Origin of the sequence: Elizabethkingia occulta (assembly GCF_002023715.1) — a bacterium.
GTDB lineage: Bacteria > Bacteroidota > Bacteroidia > Flavobacteriales > Weeksellaceae > Elizabethkingia > Elizabethkingia occulta.
In genome coordinates this window covers 165,866-188,563 of sequence record NZ_MAHX01000002.1, presented here as the reverse complement: position 1 = coordinate 188,563, position 22,698 = coordinate 165,866, and the positions used below count along the sequence as shown (strand labels likewise).

General features: G+C 34.1%; 17 protein-coding genes. 7 read left to right on the top strand and 10 right to left on the bottom strand.

From position 1 onward, the window contains the following. Nucleotides 1–140: 140 nt before the first annotated feature. From BAZ10_RS00870 to BAZ10_RS00855, 4 genes are all read right to left on the bottom strand, one after another. Nucleotides 141–1,721, bottom strand: a complete 1,581-nt coding sequence (locus BAZ10_RS00870) for an AraC family transcriptional regulator (RefSeq protein WP_245803711.1) — start codon at nt 1,719–1,721, stop codon at nt 141–143. 47 nt (nt 1,722–1,768) lie between these two features. Further along, a complete protein-coding gene (locus tag BAZ10_RS00865) occupies nt 1,769–3,289 on the bottom strand; it encodes an AraC family transcriptional regulator (protein WP_245803710.1) in 1,521 nt (506 codons plus the stop codon). A 449-nt stretch (nt 3,290–3,738) separates the two neighbouring features. Further along, a complete protein-coding gene (lipA, locus tag BAZ10_RS00860) occupies nt 3,739–4,611 on the bottom strand; it encodes a lipoyl synthase (RefSeq protein ID WP_009085387.1) in 873 nt (290 codons plus the stop codon). Continuing rightward, nucleotides 4,604–5,164, bottom strand: coding sequence for an RNA polymerase sigma factor (locus BAZ10_RS00855; RefSeq protein ID WP_034871045.1), 561 nt, complete (start codon nt 5,162–5,164; stop codon nt 4,604–4,606). Before BAZ10_RS00855 ends, lipA begins: the two co-directional genes overlap by 8 nt. A gap of 190 nt (nt 5,165–5,354) precedes the next feature. Between BAZ10_RS00855 and BAZ10_RS00850 the strand changes: the two genes are divergently transcribed. The 3 genes from BAZ10_RS00850 to BAZ10_RS00840 all read left to right on the top strand — a co-directional run bounded on the left by BAZ10_RS00850 (nt 5,355) and on the right by BAZ10_RS00840 (nt 8,834). After that, nucleotides 5,355–6,662: a hypothetical protein gene (locus tag BAZ10_RS00850; protein ID WP_078770538.1), complete on the top strand. Its 1,308-nt coding sequence runs from the start codon at nt 5,355–5,357 to the stop codon at nt 6,660–6,662. Nucleotides 6,663–6,769: 107 nt separating this feature from the next. Next, nucleotides 6,770–8,065, top strand: coding sequence for a tyrosine--tRNA ligase (tyrS, locus tag BAZ10_RS00845; RefSeq protein WP_078770416.1), 1,296 nt, complete (start codon nt 6,770–6,772; stop codon nt 8,063–8,065). A 127-nt stretch (nt 8,066–8,192) separates the two neighbouring features. Continuing rightward, nucleotides 8,193–8,834: a peptidase associated/transthyretin-like domain-containing protein gene (locus BAZ10_RS00840; RefSeq protein WP_078770415.1), complete on the top strand. Its 642-nt coding sequence runs from the start codon at nt 8,193–8,195 to the stop codon at nt 8,832–8,834. Nucleotides 8,835–9,041: 207 nt separating this feature from the next. On the opposite strand, the gene BAZ10_RS00835 is transcribed toward BAZ10_RS00840, so the two are convergent. After that, entirely contained in the window at nt 9,042–9,992 is a 951-nt protein-coding gene (locus tag BAZ10_RS00835; RefSeq protein WP_078770414.1) for an isopenicillin N synthase family dioxygenase, read from the bottom strand. 199 nt (nt 9,993–10,191) lie between these two features. Between BAZ10_RS00835 and BAZ10_RS00830 the strand changes: the two genes are divergently transcribed. Genes BAZ10_RS00830 through BAZ10_RS00820 form a run of 3 tightly spaced genes read left to right on the top strand, consistent with a single transcriptional unit; the run spans nt 10,192 to nt 14,824 of the window. Beyond that, nucleotides 10,192–10,824: an alpha/beta hydrolase gene (locus BAZ10_RS00830; protein ID WP_165689636.1), complete on the top strand. Its 633-nt coding sequence runs from the start codon at nt 10,192–10,194 to the stop codon at nt 10,822–10,824. Nucleotide 10,825: 1 nt separating this feature from the next. Beyond that, nucleotides 10,826–13,705: a gluzincin family metallopeptidase gene (locus BAZ10_RS00825; protein ID WP_078770413.1), complete on the top strand. Its 2,880-nt coding sequence runs from the start codon at nt 10,826–10,828 to the stop codon at nt 13,703–13,705. Between the two features lie 57 nt (nt 13,706–13,762). Next, entirely contained in the window at nt 13,763–14,824 is a 1,062-nt protein-coding gene (locus BAZ10_RS00820; RefSeq protein ID WP_078770412.1) for a serine hydrolase domain-containing protein, read from the top strand. A 3-nt stretch (nt 14,825–14,827) separates the two neighbouring features. On the opposite strand, the gene BAZ10_RS00815 is transcribed toward BAZ10_RS00820, so the two are convergent. The 5 genes from BAZ10_RS00815 to BAZ10_RS00795 all read right to left on the bottom strand — a co-directional run bounded on the left by BAZ10_RS00815 (nt 14,828) and on the right by BAZ10_RS00795 (nt 19,867). Then, nucleotides 14,828–16,018, bottom strand: coding sequence for a S41 family peptidase (locus tag BAZ10_RS00815; protein WP_078770411.1), 1,191 nt, complete (start codon nt 16,016–16,018; stop codon nt 14,828–14,830). Between the two features lie 16 nt (nt 16,019–16,034). Continuing rightward, nucleotides 16,035–17,318, bottom strand: coding sequence for an alpha-amylase family glycosyl hydrolase (locus tag BAZ10_RS00810; protein WP_078770410.1), 1,284 nt, complete (start codon nt 17,316–17,318; stop codon nt 16,035–16,037). 127 nt (nt 17,319–17,445) lie between these two features. Then, nucleotides 17,446–18,024, bottom strand: coding sequence for an IS1096 element passenger TnpR family protein (locus tag BAZ10_RS00805; RefSeq protein ID WP_078770409.1), 579 nt, complete (start codon nt 18,022–18,024; stop codon nt 17,446–17,448). Nucleotides 18,025–18,151: 127 nt separating this feature from the next. Beyond that, nucleotides 18,152–19,180 carry a sensor histidine kinase gene (locus tag BAZ10_RS00800; protein WP_078770408.1) on the bottom strand — a complete coding sequence of 343 codons (1,029 nt, stop codon included), beginning with the start codon at nt 19,178–19,180 and terminating at the stop codon, nt 18,152–18,154. Between the two features lie 9 nt (nt 19,181–19,189). Beyond that, nucleotides 19,190–19,867, bottom strand: coding sequence for a response regulator transcription factor (locus BAZ10_RS00795; RefSeq protein WP_078770407.1), 678 nt, complete (start codon nt 19,865–19,867; stop codon nt 19,190–19,192). Nucleotides 19,868–20,043: 176 nt separating this feature from the next. Between BAZ10_RS00795 and BAZ10_RS00790 the strand changes: the two genes are divergently transcribed. Continuing rightward, nucleotides 20,044–22,683 carry a TonB-dependent receptor plug domain-containing protein gene (locus tag BAZ10_RS00790; protein WP_165689637.1) on the top strand — a complete coding sequence of 880 codons (2,640 nt, stop codon included), beginning with the start codon at nt 20,044–20,046 and terminating at the stop codon, nt 22,681–22,683. Nucleotides 22,684–22,698 lie beyond the last annotated feature (15 nt).

The following is a 22,698-nucleotide window of genomic DNA, read 5'->3' as shown; positions in this document are numbered from 1 at the left end:
TGATAAACTCCGAAGACTAAATATCTTTAGCTGTAAGTTATTTTATATTACCCGGACAAAACTTCAATACTCAACTTTTTTTAGAATAATTAATCTGGAAACTTCCTGAAGCTACAAGCAAATTTTACAAAATATCTTATTTAACTATCCGTTTCTTTTGCTAAATCCAGCTTGTCCTTTTTCTCTATATATTTAATAAAATACGAGGGAGATACATCCGTAACACTTTTAAAGATGGTTGTAAATTTACTATGGGAAGAAAAACCGGCATCTTCTGCCAGTGTACTTATTTTATATTGCCTGTACACAGGTTCTGTATTAAGTTTATCCAAGATATAATTGATCCTGAGCTCGTTGATATAAGTAGTAAAATCTTTCCCTTTATATTTTTTTATAACAAAGGACAAATACTTTGTATTGGTTCCGATATGAGTTGCAACATAGGAAAGGGAGACTTTCTTATCTGTAAATAACTGTTCACGTTCAAAATTTTCTAGTTTTCCCAGAAGCAACTGCTCAGTTTCTAAAGACATTAGACTTGTACCTGGATCTGCATTATCATCAGATTTCCCTGTCACTTCAACTTCAACTTGTTCATAATTCTTTTCTTTCAGATTTTTTAAAATACTCCTGATTTTTAATATTTGCCTCTTTTTTGCTCTGCTGTAGAAAAAGAAGAACAGCAGATTTCCGATAATGAAAACGCCACTTATTGCAATAAATATACTCTTGGTATAATTTCTCTCTTCCTGCTCAGTATTTTGTTTTTCAAGCTTTGAGAATTGCTGGTTCAAAAAACGCGTATTAAGAGAAGTGATCAGTTCGGATAAAGAATCTTTTTTTTCCGTAGCCAATGTATAGTTTTGTGTATCATTTCTCTTTGCATAGTACTCTTGGGATGTACTGTAAATCTCCTGATTAAGCCCCAGATACTTGGAATTTTTCACATACTCTTCAGCTTTGTCCAGATATTTTTTCGCTTTATCCAGCTCTCCATTGCGGATATAAGCTAATGCCAATCCCTGAAAAACCTTTCCTGCCAGAGTACTTTTAGGAATATTTTTCTCAGCATATACCAAAGCTTCTTTATAGCATGTAATTGCTTTATCATATAGTCCTGCGCCAATGTAACAGACTCCCATCAGCTGATTATTTGTAGCCATAAAGAAGTCTTTCTCGGGAAGAAGGCGGAATTTCTCCTGAGCTTTCTTCAATTTAAAAATTGCTTTTTTGTATTGCTTCGTCTTAATATCATAATGAGCTAGCTCCTGTAACATCAAGCCAGTAACATTATTTAATTCAGCAGGATCTTTGATATACTTTACGGCACTAAGCGCTTTTTCAGTATAGGATTTTGACTTATCATACAGACTGATGATCCTGTATTGTGATGCCAGAAATCCAAATACCCTCGCACTATAGTCATACATTTGGAACTTTTCTATAATATTTTCCGACTTCTCGGCATAATCAACAGCTTTCTCTACATCTCCTTTTCGTTGATACAATAAAGCCAACAACATAAGACTTTTAATCTGATAAGCAGGTTTAGCTGAATTTCTGTATAGTGAGTCCCCTGCAATTATAGCTTTATCAAAATTCCTATGATAGGTCTCGTGCAATATTTTAGAATATACTTTATCATAGTTTTTAGCATTTTGTGCCTTCAACAATAAATAAAAAAGAACTGTTATACATGTATAAATTTTCCGGAGCATCATTTGTGTTATTAGTTTTTATACATCTGAAGTTTGTGTGAAAAAATACTTCAGATCTTCTTCTGGTTTATGTAATTAATAAAATATGAAGGAGATACATCTGTAATATTTTTAAAAATTGTTGCAAACTTACTGTGAGAAGAAAAGCCAGCTTCATCTGCAAGTACACTTATTTTGTATTGCCTGTACACCGGATCTGTTGTTAGCTTTTCTATGATATAGTTCACTCTGAGTTCATTAATATAGTTTGTAAAATCTTTTTGCCTGTGTTTTTTTATGATATAGGAAAGATACTTTGTGTTGGTTTCCATGTAAGAAGCAACATAAGATAATGAAGCATTTTTATCCTTATAAAGTTGGTGTTTTTCAAATTTCTGTAAAGCTTCCAGCAAAGCATCTTCCGTTTCCTGAGGCATTATTTGTTGTAGGCTTTTTCCTTTTACAGCATTATGCTCCGGCGCAGACAAAGTTAGAGATGTATAAGATTCCTTTTGTCTTTTTCTATGCTGATCCAGAATATGCTGCATTCTTGCCAACTGTTGCGCTTGTCTTCTTCGGTATAATGTAAAAATTAATGTTCCGCACAAAATGCCTAAACCAGCCATAAGAATTAAGACATTCTTCAGAGAACCAGTTTCTTTTGTTTTTATATTATTATTTTCCAACTGAACATAGGCATTGTTGATAAAAGCATTTGTTTTTTTAGAGATTTTCTCTTCTACAACATCCTTCTTATCATTTATTTTACGAAGGTTTTCAATATCCTGTACTTTACTGTAATATTCCTGAGTTCTTTTATAAACTTCTTTTTTCAGCTGTAGATATTCTGATTTATCTGCAATATTCACAGCTTTATCCAGGTATATTTTAGCCTTATCCAGTTCATCTGTCTTCATGTATACCTCTGCAATTCCGGAATAAACAATTCCTGTAAGGTAATTTTCCGGTCCGTCTTTTAGTAATGCCAAGGCTTCATTATAATATTTGAGGGAACGCCCCGTATCTCCAAGATTATAATAACATAAGCCTAAAAGTTGCTTATTACCAGCTGTCATAAAATCTTTATTCTGACTAATACTTTCAAAATACCTTTGAGAAGTCTCTATGTTTTTGATAGCCTTATGGTATTTCTGAACTTCAATATTATAATAAGCCAATTCCTGTGACACCAGCCCTTTTGCACTACTGGCCGCTTCTTTATTTTCAATTTTCCCGGCATATTCCAATGCTTTTTCTGAATAAACTCTGGATTTATTGAATAAACCTAAAAGGCGGTATTGTGTGGAAAGGAACCCCAATACCCGTGTATTCCATGATGCATCACTTGTCTGTTCTATTATTTTTTCTGCTTTCAAGGCATAATCGACCGATCTTTTAAGATCATGAACCTGTTGATATAAAGTAGCAGAAAGCATAAGGCTCTTTGTCTGTAGCAAAGGAGTTTGTGATATATTAAAAAGAGAGTCCGAAATAGCCAAAGCTTTTTTGAAATCCTTCTGAGAAGTCTCAAGATATGTTTTTACATATATTTTATTAAAAGCTTCAGCATCCTGACCTTTCACTATTAGCATAAAAAACAGACCTAGAAAGCAAATTTTTATCCTCAACATAAAGTATTTTTAACCTAACGAGTTTGTATAACTTTAGCAAGATTAACTTTTGATCTCAGATTTTATTCCGCAATCCATCTTAATTTTCTTAAAAATAAAATTACAATATACATTTATCTGCACACAATAGTCAATTCAGAATACAAATGTATACAAACAATGTATTTATAACAAAAACATATTGAATAAAAATAACTTACACCTTTAATTTAAAAAAACATAAGTGCAAAAAACATATGCTTATATTAAAAAATTGTAAAATGAAATACTTAGAAAATTTCAAAAAAATTAGGAATACGACTTTATAAATGAGACTATTACTGCAAAAAAACATCTAAAAAGTCTTTAAAACTATAAGTTAAAAAAATACCCTTCGGAATTCCGAAGGGTATCATTTCACAAATTAAATTTTAGTGGATGTGTTTTTCTGCATGATAAGAAGAACGCACCAATGGGGAACTTTCCACATGTCTGAAGCCAAGGCTTCTCGCAAAAGCTCCATATTCATCGAACTCTTCCGGTGTAATAAATCTTTTTACCGGCAAGTGTTTCTTCGTAGGTTGTAAATATTGTCCAAGGGTAATAACGTCTACATTTGCATTTCTGATATCTTCAATAGTTTGGAAGACTTCATCCTTTTCTTCACCCAGTCCCAGCATTACTCCGGTTTTGGTACGACGCTGCCCTGCCTCCTTCATATATCTAAGTACCTCCAGACTTCTTTCGTATTTTGCCTGAATACGTACTTCACGGGTAAGTCTTTTCACGGTTTCCATATTATGAGAAATTACCTCCGGAGCTACCTCTATAAGTCTGTCAATATGTTTTGTTATTCCCTGAAAATCCGGAATCAATGTTTCCATTGTTGTCCCAGGAGATATTCTTCGTACTGCATTTACTGTTTCTGCCCACAGGATAGATCCCATATCTTTAAGGTCATCTCTGTCTACAGAAGTTAATACAGCATGCTTGATTTTCATTAACTTGATGGAACGTGCTACTTTTTCAGGTTCATCCCAGTTAACATCTAATGGCTTCCCGGTTTTTACGCCACAAAATCCACAACTTCTGGTACAGATATTTCCCAGAATCATAAACGTTGCTGTCCCTTCGCCCCAACATTCTCCCATATTCGGGCAACTTCCACTCTGACAAATTGTATTTAGTTTATATTTATCTACAAGTGTTCTTAACTCGCGGTAATTTTTCCCTGTTGGTAGCTTTACTCTAATCCATTTAGGTTTTTGAGTTGTAGTATCGTTAGTTAATGTCTCGTTACTCATTGTATAACTCGTTATTTTTTAATAATTCTGCCAATACTTTTTTCGCCCGCATAATTCTGACTTTAGTATTAGCAACTGAGAGATTCAGCTCTTCAGCAATTTCTTTTATACTTTTTTCTTCAAAGAATCTAAGTCTGATAATATCCTGATAATTTGCATCCATAGAGGCTACTATTTGTAGAATCTCATCATTTTCTTCTTCAGAAATCAATAGTTCTTCAGGTGATTTTACAAAAACATTTTTCACTTCTTCCAGATCTCCGGTCGCATCTTCTGCTTCACGGCTTTTCTTTCTCCAGTAATCAATTACAGTATTCTGTGCAATTGTCAGAATCCATGTTTTAAACTGAAAGCTCGGATCGAATAAATCCAGCTTCGTCAAAACTTTGGAAAATACATTTACTGTAATTTCATCCGCCAGGATATCATCCTGAACTTTTTTCATTATAAAAGAAAAAACATCCACCCAGAACATATTGATCAATTGGGTTTGTGCCTTCTGATCTTTACTTTGTGCTTTCCGGATAAGATGGATTAAGGATTCCTCGTTCAAAACTTTTTTCTAAAAAACAATACAAAGATACTGAAGAGTTTGCTGAAAAAAAAGTCAGCGTTTTTCGTTTTTCCATATCGCCATAAGTGATGATAACGATAGTCATCTAATTCATTTATTTTTTTTCTTTAATTTAACACCCAATAACAGGCTGAAAGGCAACTACAATACAAACATGAACAACTATAATATGAAAAGAATTTTAAGTATATTTTTAATATGCATCGTAACAATAGGGATTTCCGCACAGAGAAAAACCACAAAAAAACAACCTAAAAAATCTTCCGGAAGAGCTACTATGGTAGATATTGCAGGAGTTACTGATGCTGTTTCTGATAAATCTGAAGCCGACACTTTAAAGCTAAAAGCAGGCAAAGCATATGTTTTATTAATAGATGTTGCGCCTAATATGAAAGGAGTGTCTGTAGGAGGAGACGATCAGGAGAAGAATGAACTAATAAAGAATTTCAGAAAAAACACACCGGAAATTATCCAGTTATACACCTATACCTATGTACTTGCTGAAAATGGTCAATATATTGATCTTACAGGTGATGGCAATACTTATCAGGCTATTGCTTACTGGAGCGGAAAGATGGATGATAATATTGTAACACAGGAAGGAAAAAATAGGGCAACAGAGTTTGTTGCAACTCAGCTGGGACAGCAAAAAGAATCTTCCTATATCACAAACAGCAAAAAATATAAGGAAGAAATTAAAACCCTGCAGGGTAAGAATAATTTCACCAAAAAATCAGCAGAAGTAATGCAGTCATATTTACAACATCTCGCTGTACCCAAAATTTGCTTTATTGAAAATACAATGCTTTTTAATAAAGATCAATCCAAAGTAAAAACAATTACAACTTATATTACAGGAGATAATGGCAAAAAGCAAAAATATATGGTTACAGAGCTTAATGAATTAGGTCAGCCCATCACGATTACAGAATACAGATCTAATGAAAAATCTGTTCAGAAATTCACCTATAAAGATGGTATTCTTACAAATATCCAGACACCTGTAAATACAACAAACATAAGCTATGACAATGAGAGAATGATTACTTCCAGTGATTTGGGCGGAGGTATAGAAACGGAGATATACCGTCTGGAAAAAAATGAATTGCTACGAAAAAGTTATATTATCATGAAAGACGATAACAGTGATAACATGAATGCTGCTACTGATGAAAAAATAGAAAAATCATGTACCAATTTCTATATAGACAATGTTATACAAACCTCTAATTGCAGCAGCAATGCTAATGAATTCCCTTTTACCCATAACAGCACTGTTTATCAGGACGGAAAATTAATGCAGGAAACAAAATACAGAATTGAGAAAAAATCACCTGTTTTATACGAAAGCCAGTATACAAGAGACAACAGTGTAAGAAAAGCAATTTATCAACTAAATGACAAAGGACTACTAGGGTCTTATCAGAGGAACGAGAATAACAGGAAAAACACAGTTTGGTTAGAATACACTTATTAGCTTTAGTATATAAATGGCAACAATCTAAAGTTCCTGAAAAAATCAAATCTTTTTATAAGCCTGTGCAAAAGCATTTTTGTACCTTTGCATCTTAAAATTTTTATATAATGAATGCTTTTATTGAAGAACTGAAATGGCGTGGGCTTTGGGCTGACATGACGCCGGGGACTGAAGATCAACTCAACAAAGAGATGACTACAGCCTATATCGGTTTCGATCCAACAGCAGATTCGTTACACATTGGGAGCCTTATTCCGATTAAGATTTTGGCTCATTTTCAACGTCACGGCCACAAACCAATTGCTTTGGTAGGCGGTGCAACAGGAATGATAGGTGACCCATCCGGCAAGTCCGCAGAACGTAATCTGTTAGATGAGGAGACCCTATTGTATTACGTGGATTGTTTGAAAAATCAGCTTTCCAGATTTCTGGATTTTGAAGGAGATGGTCCTAACAGAGCTGAACTGGTAAACAACTACGACTGGATGAAAAATGTTACTTTTCTGGATTTTGCAAAAAATATCGGAAAGCACATTACTGTAAACTATATGATGGCAAAAGACTCTGTGAAAAAACGTTTTTCAGGAGAAGATGGGGCTGATGGAATGAGCTTTACAGAATTTACATACCAGTTACTACAAGGCTACGATTACCTTCATTTATATAAAGAAAAAGGTGTAAAATTACAGATGGGAGGTTCTGACCAGTGGGGAAACATCACTACAGGAACTGAACTTATCCGCAGAAAAGCACAGGGTGAAGCTTTTGCACTTACTACTAAATTAATCACTAAAGCAGACGGATCCAAATTTGGAAAATCTGAAAGCGGTGAAAATTACTGGTTAGATGCTAAAAGAACTTCTCCATACAGATTCTACCAATTCTGGTTAAATGCTACAGATGAAGATGGTGAAAGATTCATCAGATTCTATACTTTCCTTGAAAAAGAAGAGATAGAAAAACTGATTGAAGAGCACAAAACAGCTCCGCATGAGCGTAAACTTCAGAAAAAATTAGCTGAAGAAGTTACGGTATGGGTACATGGCCGTGCAGAATATGAAAGAGCTCTTAAGGCTTCTGAAATCTTATTTGGGCGTTCTACTGCCGAGGACTTAGTAAGCCTTGATGAAGAATTGTTCCTTCAGATTTTTGATGGTGTTCCGCAAAAAGAAGTTGCAAAATCTGAAGTTATAGGAAGCAATATTGTAGATCTTATTTCAGATAAATCAGGCTTTCTTAAATCTAAAGGTGAAGCCAAAAGAGAACTTACCGGAAATGCTATTTCTGTAAATAAAGAGAAGGTGAATGATACTTTTGAAGTTTCAGAAAAAGATCTTATTGATGGCAAATTCCTTTTATTACAAAAAGGAAAGAAAAGCTACTTTATTGTAAAAATTGTATAATTTATAAATTATATTAATAACAATTAGCCATCTCTTTCGGGATGGCTTTTTTATGCAAAAAATATTTTTGTCAGTATTATAACTTTTTTCTAATTTCACATTCATAACACTAAAAAAATATGATAAAATGAAAAAAATACTTCCCTTAATATCTTTATTATTCTTTGGGCTTATTATCAAGGCTCAATATGTAGAACCTGAAAAAGCAGACAAAGAGGCTGCTAAAAGAAAGGCATCTGAGATAATTACCATGCCCACTCAGAAATTTGATTCGTTACAGGCTAAAAGTATGCTTGCGCTGGGAAAAGGGACAATTGTAGGTGAAGCTTTTACCAGACAAAAGAATGGATACGGAATGAAAATTTTAGGAAAGGTAAAAGCCAATAAAATAAAAGTAATCTTGTTCCCTGTAACACCGTATTTCGAAGAGTATTATAAACTTTGGAGTGATAAAAGCAAGAATAATCCTAAGAAAAACAGATACGTTTATATGGACAGAAATGCGATGAGATATCGTATAGAAGCTATTACCAATAGCGATGGAGAGTTTACATTCCCAAATATGAAACCTGGAAAATATTACCTCTACGGAAGCATGGATTATAGCCTGAATTACAACTATAATAAATATACAGGAAGTGGCTATGACAATTATGGCAGAATAGACTATTACTCCCCTAGTTCTTATACTAAGAATTTTAATGAATTTTTAGAAACTTTTGTTGAAGTAAAGGCTGATGGAGAAGTTGTAAAAGTTAAACTAAAATAAAAACGAAGAAAATACCTCAAAAATATGTTATGCTGAGACTGATTTAAACATTTTCATTCACAAAACACTAATAGTAAATGATCCTTCAATAGTTCGTCAGGCTCACTACTGCTCTGCTCAGGATGACAAAGTACAATAGATACAATTTTGAAACACAAAAGCCTCCCCAAAAAGGGAGGCTCTACTATTATAAGTAATTATTTATATTTACTTCTTAATCAATCCTAATTCTACAAGTCTTTCATGTAAGAATTCTCCGGCAGTTGTATCGGGATACAATTTAGGATTGTTTTCATCAATCGTATTTTCTAATGCATTTAGTGGCATTTCACTCACCGGGTGCATAAAAAAAGGAATAGAAAATCTGGAAGTACTCCATAATTCTCTTGGTGGATTAACTACTCTGTGAATTGTGGATTTCAGCTTGTTGTTTGTATGTCTGGACAACATATCACCAACATTAATCATTAATTCATCTGGTTCAGCAATAGCATCGATCCAATCACCATTGTGGTTTTGAACCTGAAGACCTTTACCTTGTGCACCCATAAGAAGTGTAATAAGGTTAATGTCTCCATGTGCTGCTGCACGTACTGCATCATCCGGCTCTTCCGTAATTGGTGGATAGTGAATTGGTCTAAGGATTGAATTACCTTCTGCAATATACTTATCGAAGTAAAACTCATCCAGTCCAAGGTGAAGAGCCAAGGCTCTTAATACGTACTGTCCAGTTTTCTCCAGCATCTGATAAGTTTCTTTTCCTACTTCGTTGAATTTAGGTAACTCATCAACAATTACATTATCAGGGTACTCATTTGCATATTTGGAACCCTCCTGAAGGTATTGTCCAAAATGCCAAAATTCTTTAAGGTCTCCCTTTTTAAAACCTTTTGCCGTTTCTTTTCCAAAACCTACATAACCACGCTGTCCGCCAATTCCGGGGATTTCGTACTTCTGTTTAGTTTCTAATGGCAGTTCGAAGAAATTTCTTACTTCTCCGTAGAGATTGTCTACCAGATTGTCGTCCAGAAAGTGTCCTTTAAGGGCAACAAATCCAATTTCTTCGTAAGCTTTTCCGATTTCATTTACAAATTTCTGTTTGCGTTCCGGGTTATCCGAAAGGAAATCACGCAGGTCTACACTTGGGATTTTATCCATTTTATATTTAGAAATTTTCGTGCTGTAAATTTACATTTTTTTAATATAAATGGAATAATTACTGACGCAGTTATTAAAGTTATCATTTAACAAACCAAAATACCTTGTATATAAAGCACAGATGCAGCTTTTAGCTAAAAAACACGATCTTAACCTATCTTTAATCAAAATATTGCATAACTTAATATATATTTGTGGTATGAACATAAATTATTTGGTGAGAAAACCTGAAGTTATCACTCCAAAAACACAACTTTTGGTTATGCTTCACGGTTACGGAAGTAATGAAGAAGACCTTTTTAGCTTTGTACCTACTCTGCCGGAAGATTGGTTAATCGTTAGCCTGAGAGCCCCTAAGGATTCTCCTTACGGAGGTTATTCCTGGTACGATATAGATTTTTCTTCTGCAGACAGATTTATCGATATAGAAGAGGCTACTGATGCTATGAAAAGCATTCTGAACCTGATAAGAGATATAAAGGATGAATATAAGCTTGCTGAAAGAACCCATTTAATGGGATTCAGTCAGGGTGGTATTTTATCCTATTCTATGGCATTAACATATCCGGAACTCTTTAATAAAATTGCGATACTTAGTGCTTATCCTGAGACTAAGATTCTTCAGAATATCAGCAAGAATAAAAAAGCATTTACAGAAATGCGTTTTTTCATTTCGCATGGAATGGAAGATGCTGTAATTCCTCTGGATATGGGAAGAACAGCAGCAGACATGTTGTATGATCTCGGATGTTTTTTCTCATTCCGGGAATATGTAAGCGGGCACAATATCAATCAAAAAAATTACATGGACTTAATGGCGTTTCTTTCTTAAAATGAAAATTCGGGACATTTATCAAAATACTTCAACTCGGGAAATCCGTATACAGTCAGGAATACATCCTGTCCCAAAAATTATTGCCTGTTTCTTTCTGTTCTCTTCTTTCTACGTGAAGGCCCAGAAGGATAGTATAAGTTTGCAGGTAAAGTTGGACGAAAACAGATATGTTGCGCACATACAGCAGAAAATTGTCTATCAAAACAGGCTTTCACGTCCGGTAGATTCTATAAAATTATTATCTTGGGCAAATGCCTACCGAAACAGAAGAACACCTTTAGGCAAGCGAAAGTTACAGGAAAGAAAAACAGCATTATATTTCAGTAACAAAGAAAAACTGGGGTATATAGAGAATCTGAGAGTAGATTTTTCGAAAGAAGTAAAGTCTTACTCAGATGAAAGGGGTGAAAATATATATCTTGGATTAAAACAACCTCTTCCACAAAACGGGAAAGTAACGCTAAATCTGGAGTATGATATTCATATTCCTGCATCAGACTTTACAGGCTATGGTTATGGAGACAATCAGATACTTTTAAAATATTTCTTCATTGTTCCCGATAGCTTTGAAGATTCTAAACTATCTGAAAAATCGTATCTGGATCTGGATGAAAATCAGAATAACGGCAGCTATTGGAATATCAATTTTGAAAAAGGCCCTTATATTATTCAGTCCAATTTGCATCAGAAAGACAACTATAACTTTGAAGGTTCTCTGTATGAAGATCCGGAATTTATGATCTCACATACAGAAAATACCAAAATGGATTTTGATGTAGACAAACAAAAAGTTACGCTGGATTTAGGCTACAAAATATCTTCGGAAGAGCAGGCAAACCTTGCATTTCTGGTTCCATTACAATTAAAATTCATTAAAGATAAAATCGGTTTTTTACCTGGTAAAATTTTTATTTCTGATAGGGCAAGAGATCGAAACGGATTTATTGGAAGTGATGATATAAAGTTTCGAAAATGGAAATTTAAATTATTTTCTGATGCTGAAAAATCTGATTTTAACTACTTTAGTATCATTTCCCAGAATGTTGTTAATCAGTCATTTTTAGCCGATAAAAATACCGACCATTGGTTATATAACGGATTAAGAACTTATCTCGAAATAGAATACCTGAATAAAAACTACAGTAACAAAAAACTAGCCGGAAACCTTCCTGATCAGGTCAGATTATGGAAAATAAAGCCTCTGAAATGGTTTGAAGTTTCAAAAATAAAATTGACAGATCGTTATGGACTTGCTTATGATTATATTCTCAATCAGAATCTGGACCAGAGTATAAACACTCCTCTCCAGCATCTCAGCAAGTTTAATATAACGGCTGTAAGCAGTTTCGAAACCGGGCTTATCTTTAGTATGCTAAATAATAAGACGCAAAAATTCGATAGTTTTGTTCAGGAGTATCTAGCAAAAAACCGTGGTCAGAAAATCGACAGTAAAGACTTTATGACCCAGTTGGATTCTTATACTAACCATACAAGTGAATTTTTAGAAAAATTTGTTCAGCATAAAAACAGAGTTAATTTTAATCTCAGGTCTTTTAAAAAGACAGATGACAATCAGCTGGAATTAAGAATATCTAAGAATACACCACTGAAAATTCCTTTAAAAGTAGAAGCTGAAGACTTTAACGGGAAAATAAAATCCTATTGGTTCGACACTACTGAAAGTACTGACAAACAGGTTTACAGAATACCAAATGACAGTACTAAAAAGATTTCTATAAATAACGATTATACTTTCCCTGAAGCCAACTTCAGAGATAACTATCTTTATACAAAAGGAATGTTTTCTAATATGAAAAAAATTAGATTCAAGTTATTTACTGACATTCCCAATCCGGAGTATAATGAAGTCTACGTTGCTCCTATACTATCATGGAACAATTATGATAAATTCCTTCTCGGAATGAAGTTTACAAACAAAAGTCTCATAGACCGTAAATTTGTCTACTCGTTTGTTCCATATTACAGTACAGGAACCAGTCAGCTGACAGGTTCTGCAGGAGCCAGTTATCAGTTTATGCCGGCTGATTCTTTCTTTAGAAGCTGGTTATTCGCAGCTAATGGCTCTTATTTCCATTATGATTATAATCTTCCGTATAAAAAGGTAAACCTTCTTACCAGTATCAATTTTGCAAAAGATCCAAGAAGCCAGGTAAGCCGAAACTTAGGATTCTCATACAGCTACTTCGAAAGAACACTTTCACCTGCTCTGATTGCAAAAAATGATTATGATAAGTATAACTTGTGGAATATTTCTTATTCATATTCCGATAACAAAGCTATTCATGAAAATTATCTAATGACTAATCTTCAATGGATGGAAGATTTCCAGAAACTATCGGCAGAATATTATTACCGTTGGGAATATGCTAAAGACAAAAAAGTAATGCTAAGAGCTTTCGGAGGTTTGTTTATAGAAAATAAAACCCGAAATAACCTTTTCAACTTTGGTCTTTCCAGAGTTTCCAATTATTCATTTAGCTATGGTCTGTTGGGGCAGTCTGCTACAGATGGAGTACTTTCTCAGCAGTTTATCCTTGCAGAAGGTGGATTTAAATCTGATTTTAAAAATTTTGTAAACAGCTGGGTTGTTTCTACCAATGTGGATGCCCATTTATGGAAAATGTTCAACGTCTATGCAGATGCTGGTTTGTACAAGAATAAAGGTCAAAATATGAAGTTTATCTGGGATAGTGGTATTAAACTAAAAGTAATCCCTGATTTTCTGGAAATCTATTTTCCGGTTCAGTCTTCTCTGGGATTCGAACCTGCATTCAAGGGATATGGAAGCCGAATCCGATACATGCTGAATCTTAATTTGGGGGCCGTGATTGGGTACTTCAGAAGAGGAGTTTTTTAAAGTTAGAAGTACGAGGTACGAAATAGGGAATATAATCTGTACACTTAAAAAAATCTGATGAAATATTTAAACAGAAAAGTATTAATTACATTACTTTCAATTTTTTCATATTCCTATATCAATGCTCAACAAGGGCAAAACATTATAAAAAGCAAAATAGATTCTTTGCTCGGTGCTGAAACGAATAAGCCCTTTAATGGTGTTATTCTGGTTTCTCAAAACGGAAAAAATCTGTATTTAAAAGCAAAAGGATATTCTAATCTGGAGTACAAAACGCCTTTAAAAGCAGATGACCAGTTCATTAGTGGATCAATAGCCAAGCAGTTTACTTCTGCTTTGGTATTACAAGCTTATGAAAATAATTTGTTGGCTCTGGATGTTCCCATCCGAACATATCTGCCTGAATTATCACAATCCTGGAAAGATACGATCACAATAAGACTTCTTCTAAATCATACCAGTGGTATAGAAGCTTTAGACAAACCTACATTATTTGTACCGGGAACACAGTTCGACTACTCCCACTCTACTATTACTTATGATCTTCTGGCTAAAATACTAGAAAAACTATATCATAAATCTTTCGCGGAAATCACAGCAGCACTATTCCAAAAATGTGGAATGAAAGACACCTATCATCCGGATATCAAAAAGTACACGAAATTAACAACTTCTTATACTGAAAATAAAAACGGACAATTAGCTATTGAAACCAACAGTTTTATGTATTCTGATGCTCCTGCAGGGGGAAGTTTTATAACAACAGCAATAGATCTGGGAAAATGGAATCAGCTGTATTTTGAGGGAAAATTACTCAAAAAGGATACAATGGAACAATTGCTGACCAAGCAAAAGAATTCGGTAAGAAATCACCCTGTTTTTGGATTAACTGAATATGGACTGGGAGTTACTATTGATACCAGTGACAATCTTCTAATGGTTGGCCAAACCGGATTTGTTCCCGGATATGTTACTGAGAATTATTATTTCCCGAAAAATCATGTTGGTGTTACTGTTTTGAGTAATGTAGATTATAATTCCGGTGGATTTAAAGGAAGCTTCAGATACCACACAGCAATTCTAAACATTGTACGAAAGTATCTGCAACACAAAAAATAAAGTTTATTTTATTTCAAAAGCTTTACGAAGTGTTTCTTCTGTATTTTTAGTACGTATTCCAGGAACAAAATCTTCCCTCGGTGTTCCGTTTACATGATACAATCTTTCTGTTGGAAACTGATATCCAATTTTGGTTTCAGTCATCTGAAAACCCGATATTGCTCCTATTAATCCTGCCATTTTTGTCCCCATTATTTTAGCTCTTTTCATTCCGTCAAAACCAATAGCCATTCCCTCTCCCATACTTCCGGTCCAGTGTCCTACTAAAATATATAGTTTTCCTTTGTAAGTTTTGCCTCTGGGTACAACGTATTCTACCCAATGTCTTTTAGTTTGATATTTTACCTCATCAAATTCGTGTACCTGATATGGAAGCATCTTGTCAGTAAACCTTCCCATAATAGCTCTTGCAACAGTTGTATTTCCGCCACTCGGGGTTTCCGTTAAATCAATTACCAAATTTTTGTAATTGAGTAATGAATCGAGTGCTTTATCAAAGATTGATATTAAATTATTATTTCCCAATGAGTTGTTTACTTTTAAATAAGCTGTTTTTTTATTTAATATTTTGCTTTCTAAAAGTTGCTTATTACCAGACTGAGCACTAAAAATATCAGGATAAAAGTTTACAGATTTATCCTTCTCTACTATAGCAATTTCTCTTTTCACATTATGAGTGCCTGCAAAAAGCATATCCAGTGCATATTGATACATTGCAGGTGTATACTGATCTGTATATTTGGGAAGGAATTGTTTTAGCTGGTCATCTATATTCTTTCCATTAAATAAACTTACTTCCATTCCTGCTTTTAATCCTGATTTCTCTGCACCGGACCCTTTTCTCACATCAGCTATTATATATTTATTTTGTTCTTTTTCAACATATAGATCTTGCCCGGAAGGGACTAGCTTATTTGAAATATCAAGGTTAGTATTCAGAGACGAATGACCATTGTGAAGTTCATTAAGAACCTTTTCCAATAACTGAACAAAAGCATAGGTATTATTGATTTCCGCTACTTTCGGGCTGTAGATTTCTTTTACCTTCTGCCAATTAATTTGTTGTTCATTCAGATAAGCGTATTTCTGATCTATATCATTCCAAAATTCGTTAAAATCTTTCTGATACTTAGTTTGCGACCATATTGTATTTAAAGAAAATAAAAATCCAAAAAGTAAAATTCGTTTAATCATTCTATACTATTATACATTATTTTTCAAAAACCATATATTCAAAAGGCTGCATTACAAAAGCTTTTTGATTGGTAAAATCATGCTCCGCATCAGAAAACAAACTTCTGAAATTACCCGAAACATAAGAATCCGTAAGGTTGAATTTAAGTTCTGTTTCTCCGGACATATTAAGAATTACCAGAACCTCATTATCTCCATTTTTGCGCAGATAAGAAAATACTTTATCCGGTGCTGTATTCTGAAGCAGAATTGTTACAACATTGTCATCAGCACCTCTTAAAGCCGGATTATTAGATTTTAAAGTCAGCAGTTTTTTATAAAATGCTGCCATCTCATAAGTTCCGTTCCATGTAATAGGATCTTTCTCAAAAAATTCCAGTCTTTTAGTTCTCAAAGGTAATTCCTGACCACTATAAATTAAAGGAATTCCGTCCCATGTAACGCTGAACACAGCTAATGCTTTGGCCATTTTACCATATTTCTCATACTCGGTACCATTCCAGCTATTTTCATCGTGGTTAGACGTAAACCAAGCACGCATACTGGAATATGGAATAGCTGAATATTGCTTTAACAGATCTATAAGATTCGAAAGTGGCAAATTATTTTTATAAAAATCTTCCGTAAGGTGCATCCATTTCCATGAATAGCTGGCATCAAATGTCTTTCCATATTCAGAATTTTCCAGTTCATCGTATTCACCAATAAAGAATAAAGGCTTTATTTTTTCTGTTTCGGGGCGTGCCTGCTCCCAGAAATCAGCTCCTACCCAGGATGCCAAATCACATCTGAAACCATCTATATCGGCTTCTCTTACCCAGAATTTCATTGCTTCAATCATTTCCCTACGCATTTCCTGATTGGTATAGTCAAGCTCTATAATGTCGTCCATACCAGACGCTTTGTGAAAGTTTCCGTCTGCATCATGCAGATAATATTCAGGGTGTGTTTTAGTCCAAATATGATCCCAACCTGTATGGTTGGCTACCCAGTCTATAATTACTTTAAAACCCTGCTCATGTGCAGTATTCACAAGATCTTTAAAATCCTGTAATGTTCCGAATTCCGGATTAACAGATATATAATCCTGTGCAGCATAAGGGCTTCCCATACTCCCTTTCTTCTGTTCCTGAGCAATGGGCGTAATAGGCATAAACCATAATACTTTTATCCCCATATCCTTTAGCCGCGGTAATTCTTTTTCAAAAGCTTTGAAAGTTCCTTCTTCTGTATATTGTCTTACATTAACCTCATAAATATTGGCTGTATGCTTCCAATCCGTTGGTAATTGTCCAATCATAGTTTTTCAGGAATTATATTTACATGAAATTATAGCGATATCAACAAAGCCGTTTTTTTCATATTCAGTTGTCCGGTTGAAACTTCAAGATAATAAAAAAACCGGTTAAAAACCGGTTTAATATTTTTTAGATTTTGTCTAAATCTTCTTCGTCGTAAAGGTCATCTCCATATCCTCCTTCTTCTTCCTCATCATCATCGTCAAAGTCATCAAAATCATCTCCTTTAAAATCCGAAGAGATATCTCCAAACTCATCATCGACCATAGGCATTACAATTTTACCATTTCCGTTACCAGATTTAGATGGAGCCTTTAATGGCATATTTCCAAATCTAAATGCTGTGATAGGGTAATTAACGGCAGGCTTTTCTTCAGTTATTTCCTGTAATTCGCAGAAGAATTCCCATAAATCCAGAAGGCCATACTTGAAAAGCATTTTTGCTCCTTTCTCAGGAAATGCTTCATTTAAATAAATATCCGACATGGTTTCCCCATCTCCTTCATCTGACATATCTTCTAATGGGATTGCATTTCCTTCTGTCCATTCTTCATCTGAAAAATAAAAAGAAGAAAGTTCTTCTCCCTGCAGGCTGAAAGCACTTTTAATTCCTAAGTGCAAATTCCATAGAGTTTGTTTGTCCTTGATTTCTATATCACGGAAAACACTGTCTTTAGCATCTAAAATTACTCTTACTTTGTAAATCATTTTGGATTACTTGTCTATTTTACTTTACTGTTTAAATTAAGGTCTAAATTCAGCTACAAATATAAAACAGCGTTTGTATAAAAGAAGACTTTTTTTCAAAAATAATTTTGCCTATTTTCCAGCCCGGTTATTTCACTAAATCGAGTCTGAAACTAAAGCTGGTTCCTTCCAAATAGACACTTTTTACATCTATATTCTTCTTATGAGCCTCCAGAATATGCTTTACAATAGCAAGTCCCAGTCCGGATCCACCATCTTTACGGCTACGGCTGGACTCCACACGATAAAAACGTTCAAAAATACGCGGAAGGCTTTCTGGTTTTATTCCCATCCCGTTGTCCTTTACCTCAACAAGTACTTCGTTACCGGCAATAATAGTGTTTACAACAATCTGTGCTTTTTCACGGTTTGCATAATGTATAGCATTGGCCAATAGATTTATAAGTACCTGTGAAATTTTATTACGGTCCGCATTTACCATCATAACACTTTGTGATGTTGTAAGTAAAAACTTAGCTCCTGTTTTGTGGGCTTCCAAATCCAAAAGATCGAAGATATCGCGGACAAGAATATTAATATCAAATTTGGATAAAGAAAGGCTTATCTGTCCGGATTCTAGTCGGCTGATCATATCAAGATCCTGAACAATGTTCAGGATTCTCTCAACAGATTTATCAATCCGCTCCAGATATTTATCACGGATATTCATATCGTCCACACCACCATCCATTAGTGTTTCTACATATCCCTGAATGGAAAACAATGGTGTTTTTAGTTCATGAGCCACATTACCCAGATATTCTTTACGGTAGTTTTCCATTTCTTTCATAGTTACCATTCTGGCATCCGCCTCTTCCCTCATCCCGGTAATTTTCTCTCCGAGCTCGGTAAAGGTGGTAGGATTTTCTTCCTGAATAAAGTACTCCGGAAATGTCTGGGATATTTTACGTATCTGTCTCTGATCGTAGTTTCTGAAAAGGAAAACCAGAACCACATAATTGATTCCGGTAATTATAAGTAAAGCTATTATTACAAGTAATAGTGTAATATTTCTGCTGTCGTAAAGGTGATGAAATTTCTCATACAGCATGGCTATTGCCGCCATACAGAGCGTGAGAAATATTGCAGAAATAATTTTAACGGGGCTTACATTCATAGTGACAAATTACACTACCAATTTATATCCGATACCTTTAAGCGTCTGAATGGTATCTATCCCCAATTTTTCTCTGAGTCTACGAATATGTACGTCGATGGTTCTTTCTCCGACAATAACATCATTACCCCAAACTTTTTCTAATATTTCGTCTCTTTTAAAAACTTTCTGAGTGTTGGATGCTAACAGATAAAGCAAATCGAACTCTTTTTTTGGTAATAAAAACTGTTGGGTTCCTTTTGTTACTCTGAAATTATCCTTGTCTATTGTAAGACTTCCGATTTTCAATTGTTGTGCCTGTGTTGCTACACGTGTAGTAAGCTCCATCAATGCATTAACTTTCGAAATAAGTACTTTTGGCTTTATTACCTTTGTAATATAATCATTAGCACCAGCCTGGAAACCTGCTAGTTGAGAAAATTCTTCACCACGTGCTGAAAGGAAAATAATTAAAGTTTTTTCAAGCTCTTTAATGTTACGGAGATCCTGACATGTCTCTATTCCGTCTTTCTCAGGCATCATTACATCCAGAAGTATCATATCCGGAATAATCTCTTTTGCTTTCTCAATTCCTTCTACACCGTTTTTAGCGGTTTCAACCAAATATCCTTCTTTGGTTAGATTATAGGATAATAATTCTAAAATATCCGGTTCATCATCAATTAAAAGGATTTTTTTAGTGCTCATGTTTACTTTTTTAAAACCCAAAATTAACAAATTTTAATACATCAATCCTTCATTAACGATAATTTAATATTAACAATATTCTGTTAACACAAACTTAAAAATTACTTAAATATGGCTTAAAAAAAACTTAAGTTATTCTTGGTTTCTTTGCCCCAATAAAATAAATGAAAAGTAAAATGAGAATAACTAAACTCTCAATTGGTGTTTTATTCGCTTTTATTTCTACCACTTCTTTAATGGCTCAGGCTACGCAGGATACCATTAAAAAGAATGAGGCTAAAAATATTGAAGGCGTAAAATTACAGGGCCAAAGGAACAAAAAAACCGAAACGGCTATTTTACAGGATCAAAAAAAAGCGGTTATCCAAAAACAAGCCATGGGAGCTGAAGAAATTTCCAGGAAAGGGATTTCTAATATAGAGCAGGGCTTGACCAAAATAACAGGGATAAATACCGTTGAGGGAAGAGGGCTTTTCGTACGGGGGCTGGAGGAACGTTATAACTATCTTTTAATTAACGGCCTTGGCTCTCCTTCTAATAATCCTTTCCAGAAGATTATTGCATTAAAGCAATTTCCGACAGACGTCGTTGGTAAGCTTAATATCTACAAAACCTTCAACTCTAATCTTTACGCAGATTTTGCAGGAGCTACATTTGATGTAGAAACATTAAATTTTGAAAAAGCATTTACAAAAATAGAGTTTAGTGTCGGATTCAATACTTTAAGCAGCTTTAGGAATAACTTCAAAATTAGCGAAAACGCTAATACAATGAATGGCTACATTGGTCTGAATTCTAGAGATCGACAATTACCTGATGAAGTAAATGGTAAGCGTCCTAGTGGATATAAATTTACAGCAAAAGAATCTATAGCCTCTTTTAAAGACAGCTGGAATGTAGACAATGTAAAGTCTATGCCAAATACTTCTATTGGATTCACAACTGCACAAAAAATAAAATTATCAGATAAGGGTGACGATTTAGGATTCTTATTTTCCTTGAATCATGGCCAGAGATATGAGTATAAAGATGGTAAAAAGAATCAGTTCCTGAACATTGGAAACAATGCTGTTTTAAATAATAATTTGAACAAAACTTCTTATGATTATGAACTTGAATCTTCTGCTTTATTAGGACTAGGCTATAAAAATAAAAAAGGGACAAATATTTCTTTTAATGCTTTCTTCCTTCAAAACTCAACAAATTCTATTGACGACTTTTTAGGGTATAGAAATCAGGCCGTACAAGGTACCCAATTCTTCAGAGTCAATCAACAGGATATATCAAGATTTACAGACCTGCAATTATTGGCCTCTCAAAAAATAAATGAAAGACATCAGTTAAGTGGTGGAATCAGCTGGGTAAATAATTCATATCAGCAACCTGACAGAAAAATATATTATGGTACCCCAACCGGAAATAATGAGGTTCTTTTAAACTTTGGAGGTAATAATCTTATACGTCAGTATTTGGATATTAGTGGTAAAAATTATCTTTCAGCTTTTGCAGAATATAAAGCTTTTCTTGGTGAAAAGTTTGACAATAATGAATATCCTTTTACCTTAAATGTAGGCTATAATGGTTACTTTGACAAAAGAAGTACTTCTTATCGATTTATATTCGGTGGATTAGGTCAGAACACAGGAAATAATTCTGCAGTTGTTAATATCGATAAACCACAGGCTATTTTTAATCAAAAGATTGAACAAGGTATATATTCATATTATGAAGGTTCTACCAGCCAATACAAAAATAATATCTATCAGTTTGTCAATGCAGGTTTCATTAGTATAGATTATAAACCAGACCAATCATGGAATATCTTATTAGGAGGTCGTGTTGAAAATAACATGAATGTTATAAGATATAAACAATTATCTACTGGTATTAATGATAAATTCATCAATATTACACAAAACAAATACTATATACTTCCTTCATTATCTGTAAAAAAGACACTGGATAACAAATCTAACATCAGATTTGCGGCAAGTAAAACGATAACCAGACCAATACTTATCGAGTATATGCCGATTGAATATATCAATCCTGATAATGAAACCATTCTGGGAAATCCTTATGCAATATTAGGAGAAATAGGGGGCAGAGAAAGTCTTGAAAACAGTGAGAATTACAATTTTGACTTAAAATATGAGATCTTCCCTACCTCAAAAGAAATGTTTGCTATAAATCTTTTTGCAAAAAGGATTAACAATGCCATCGAGAGATCATTTATTGCATCTGGGAATTCAAACGGGCAAACAATAACCTTTTATAATTCAAAATACGCAACAGTCGCAGGAGCTGAGATAGAAGGTATACTCAATCTTGGAAGAATAAATGATGGGTTAAATAAATGGACGCTTGGTGCAAATGCAACAGTAATGTATTCTAACGTAGAACGAAGTGTAGAGCAAAAAGGAGAAACAGATTATGAAGCTGGTAGAAAAAGACCTTTGCAAGGAGCTGCTCCATGGACTGTGAATGCTGATTTAAAATATGAAACTAAAACAATGTCCAATCTTACACATGGTATCTCACTTATATATAATGTATCTGGAAAGAAAATTTATGGTGTAGGATTTGCCAAGCTGGATAATATCTACGAAAAACCATTTCATCAATTAGACCTTGTATATAATGGCCAGTTAACCAAGAACTGGAATTTAAAATTTGCTATCCAAAATATATTAAACTCTACATACAAACTTGAGCTAGGTAAAGACAATCTTGTACCTGTAAGTGCTAATACTTACACAATGGAAAATTATAAAAGAGGAACTTCATTCAATTTAACACTTGGTTACACATTCTAATAAAAAAAATAAAAA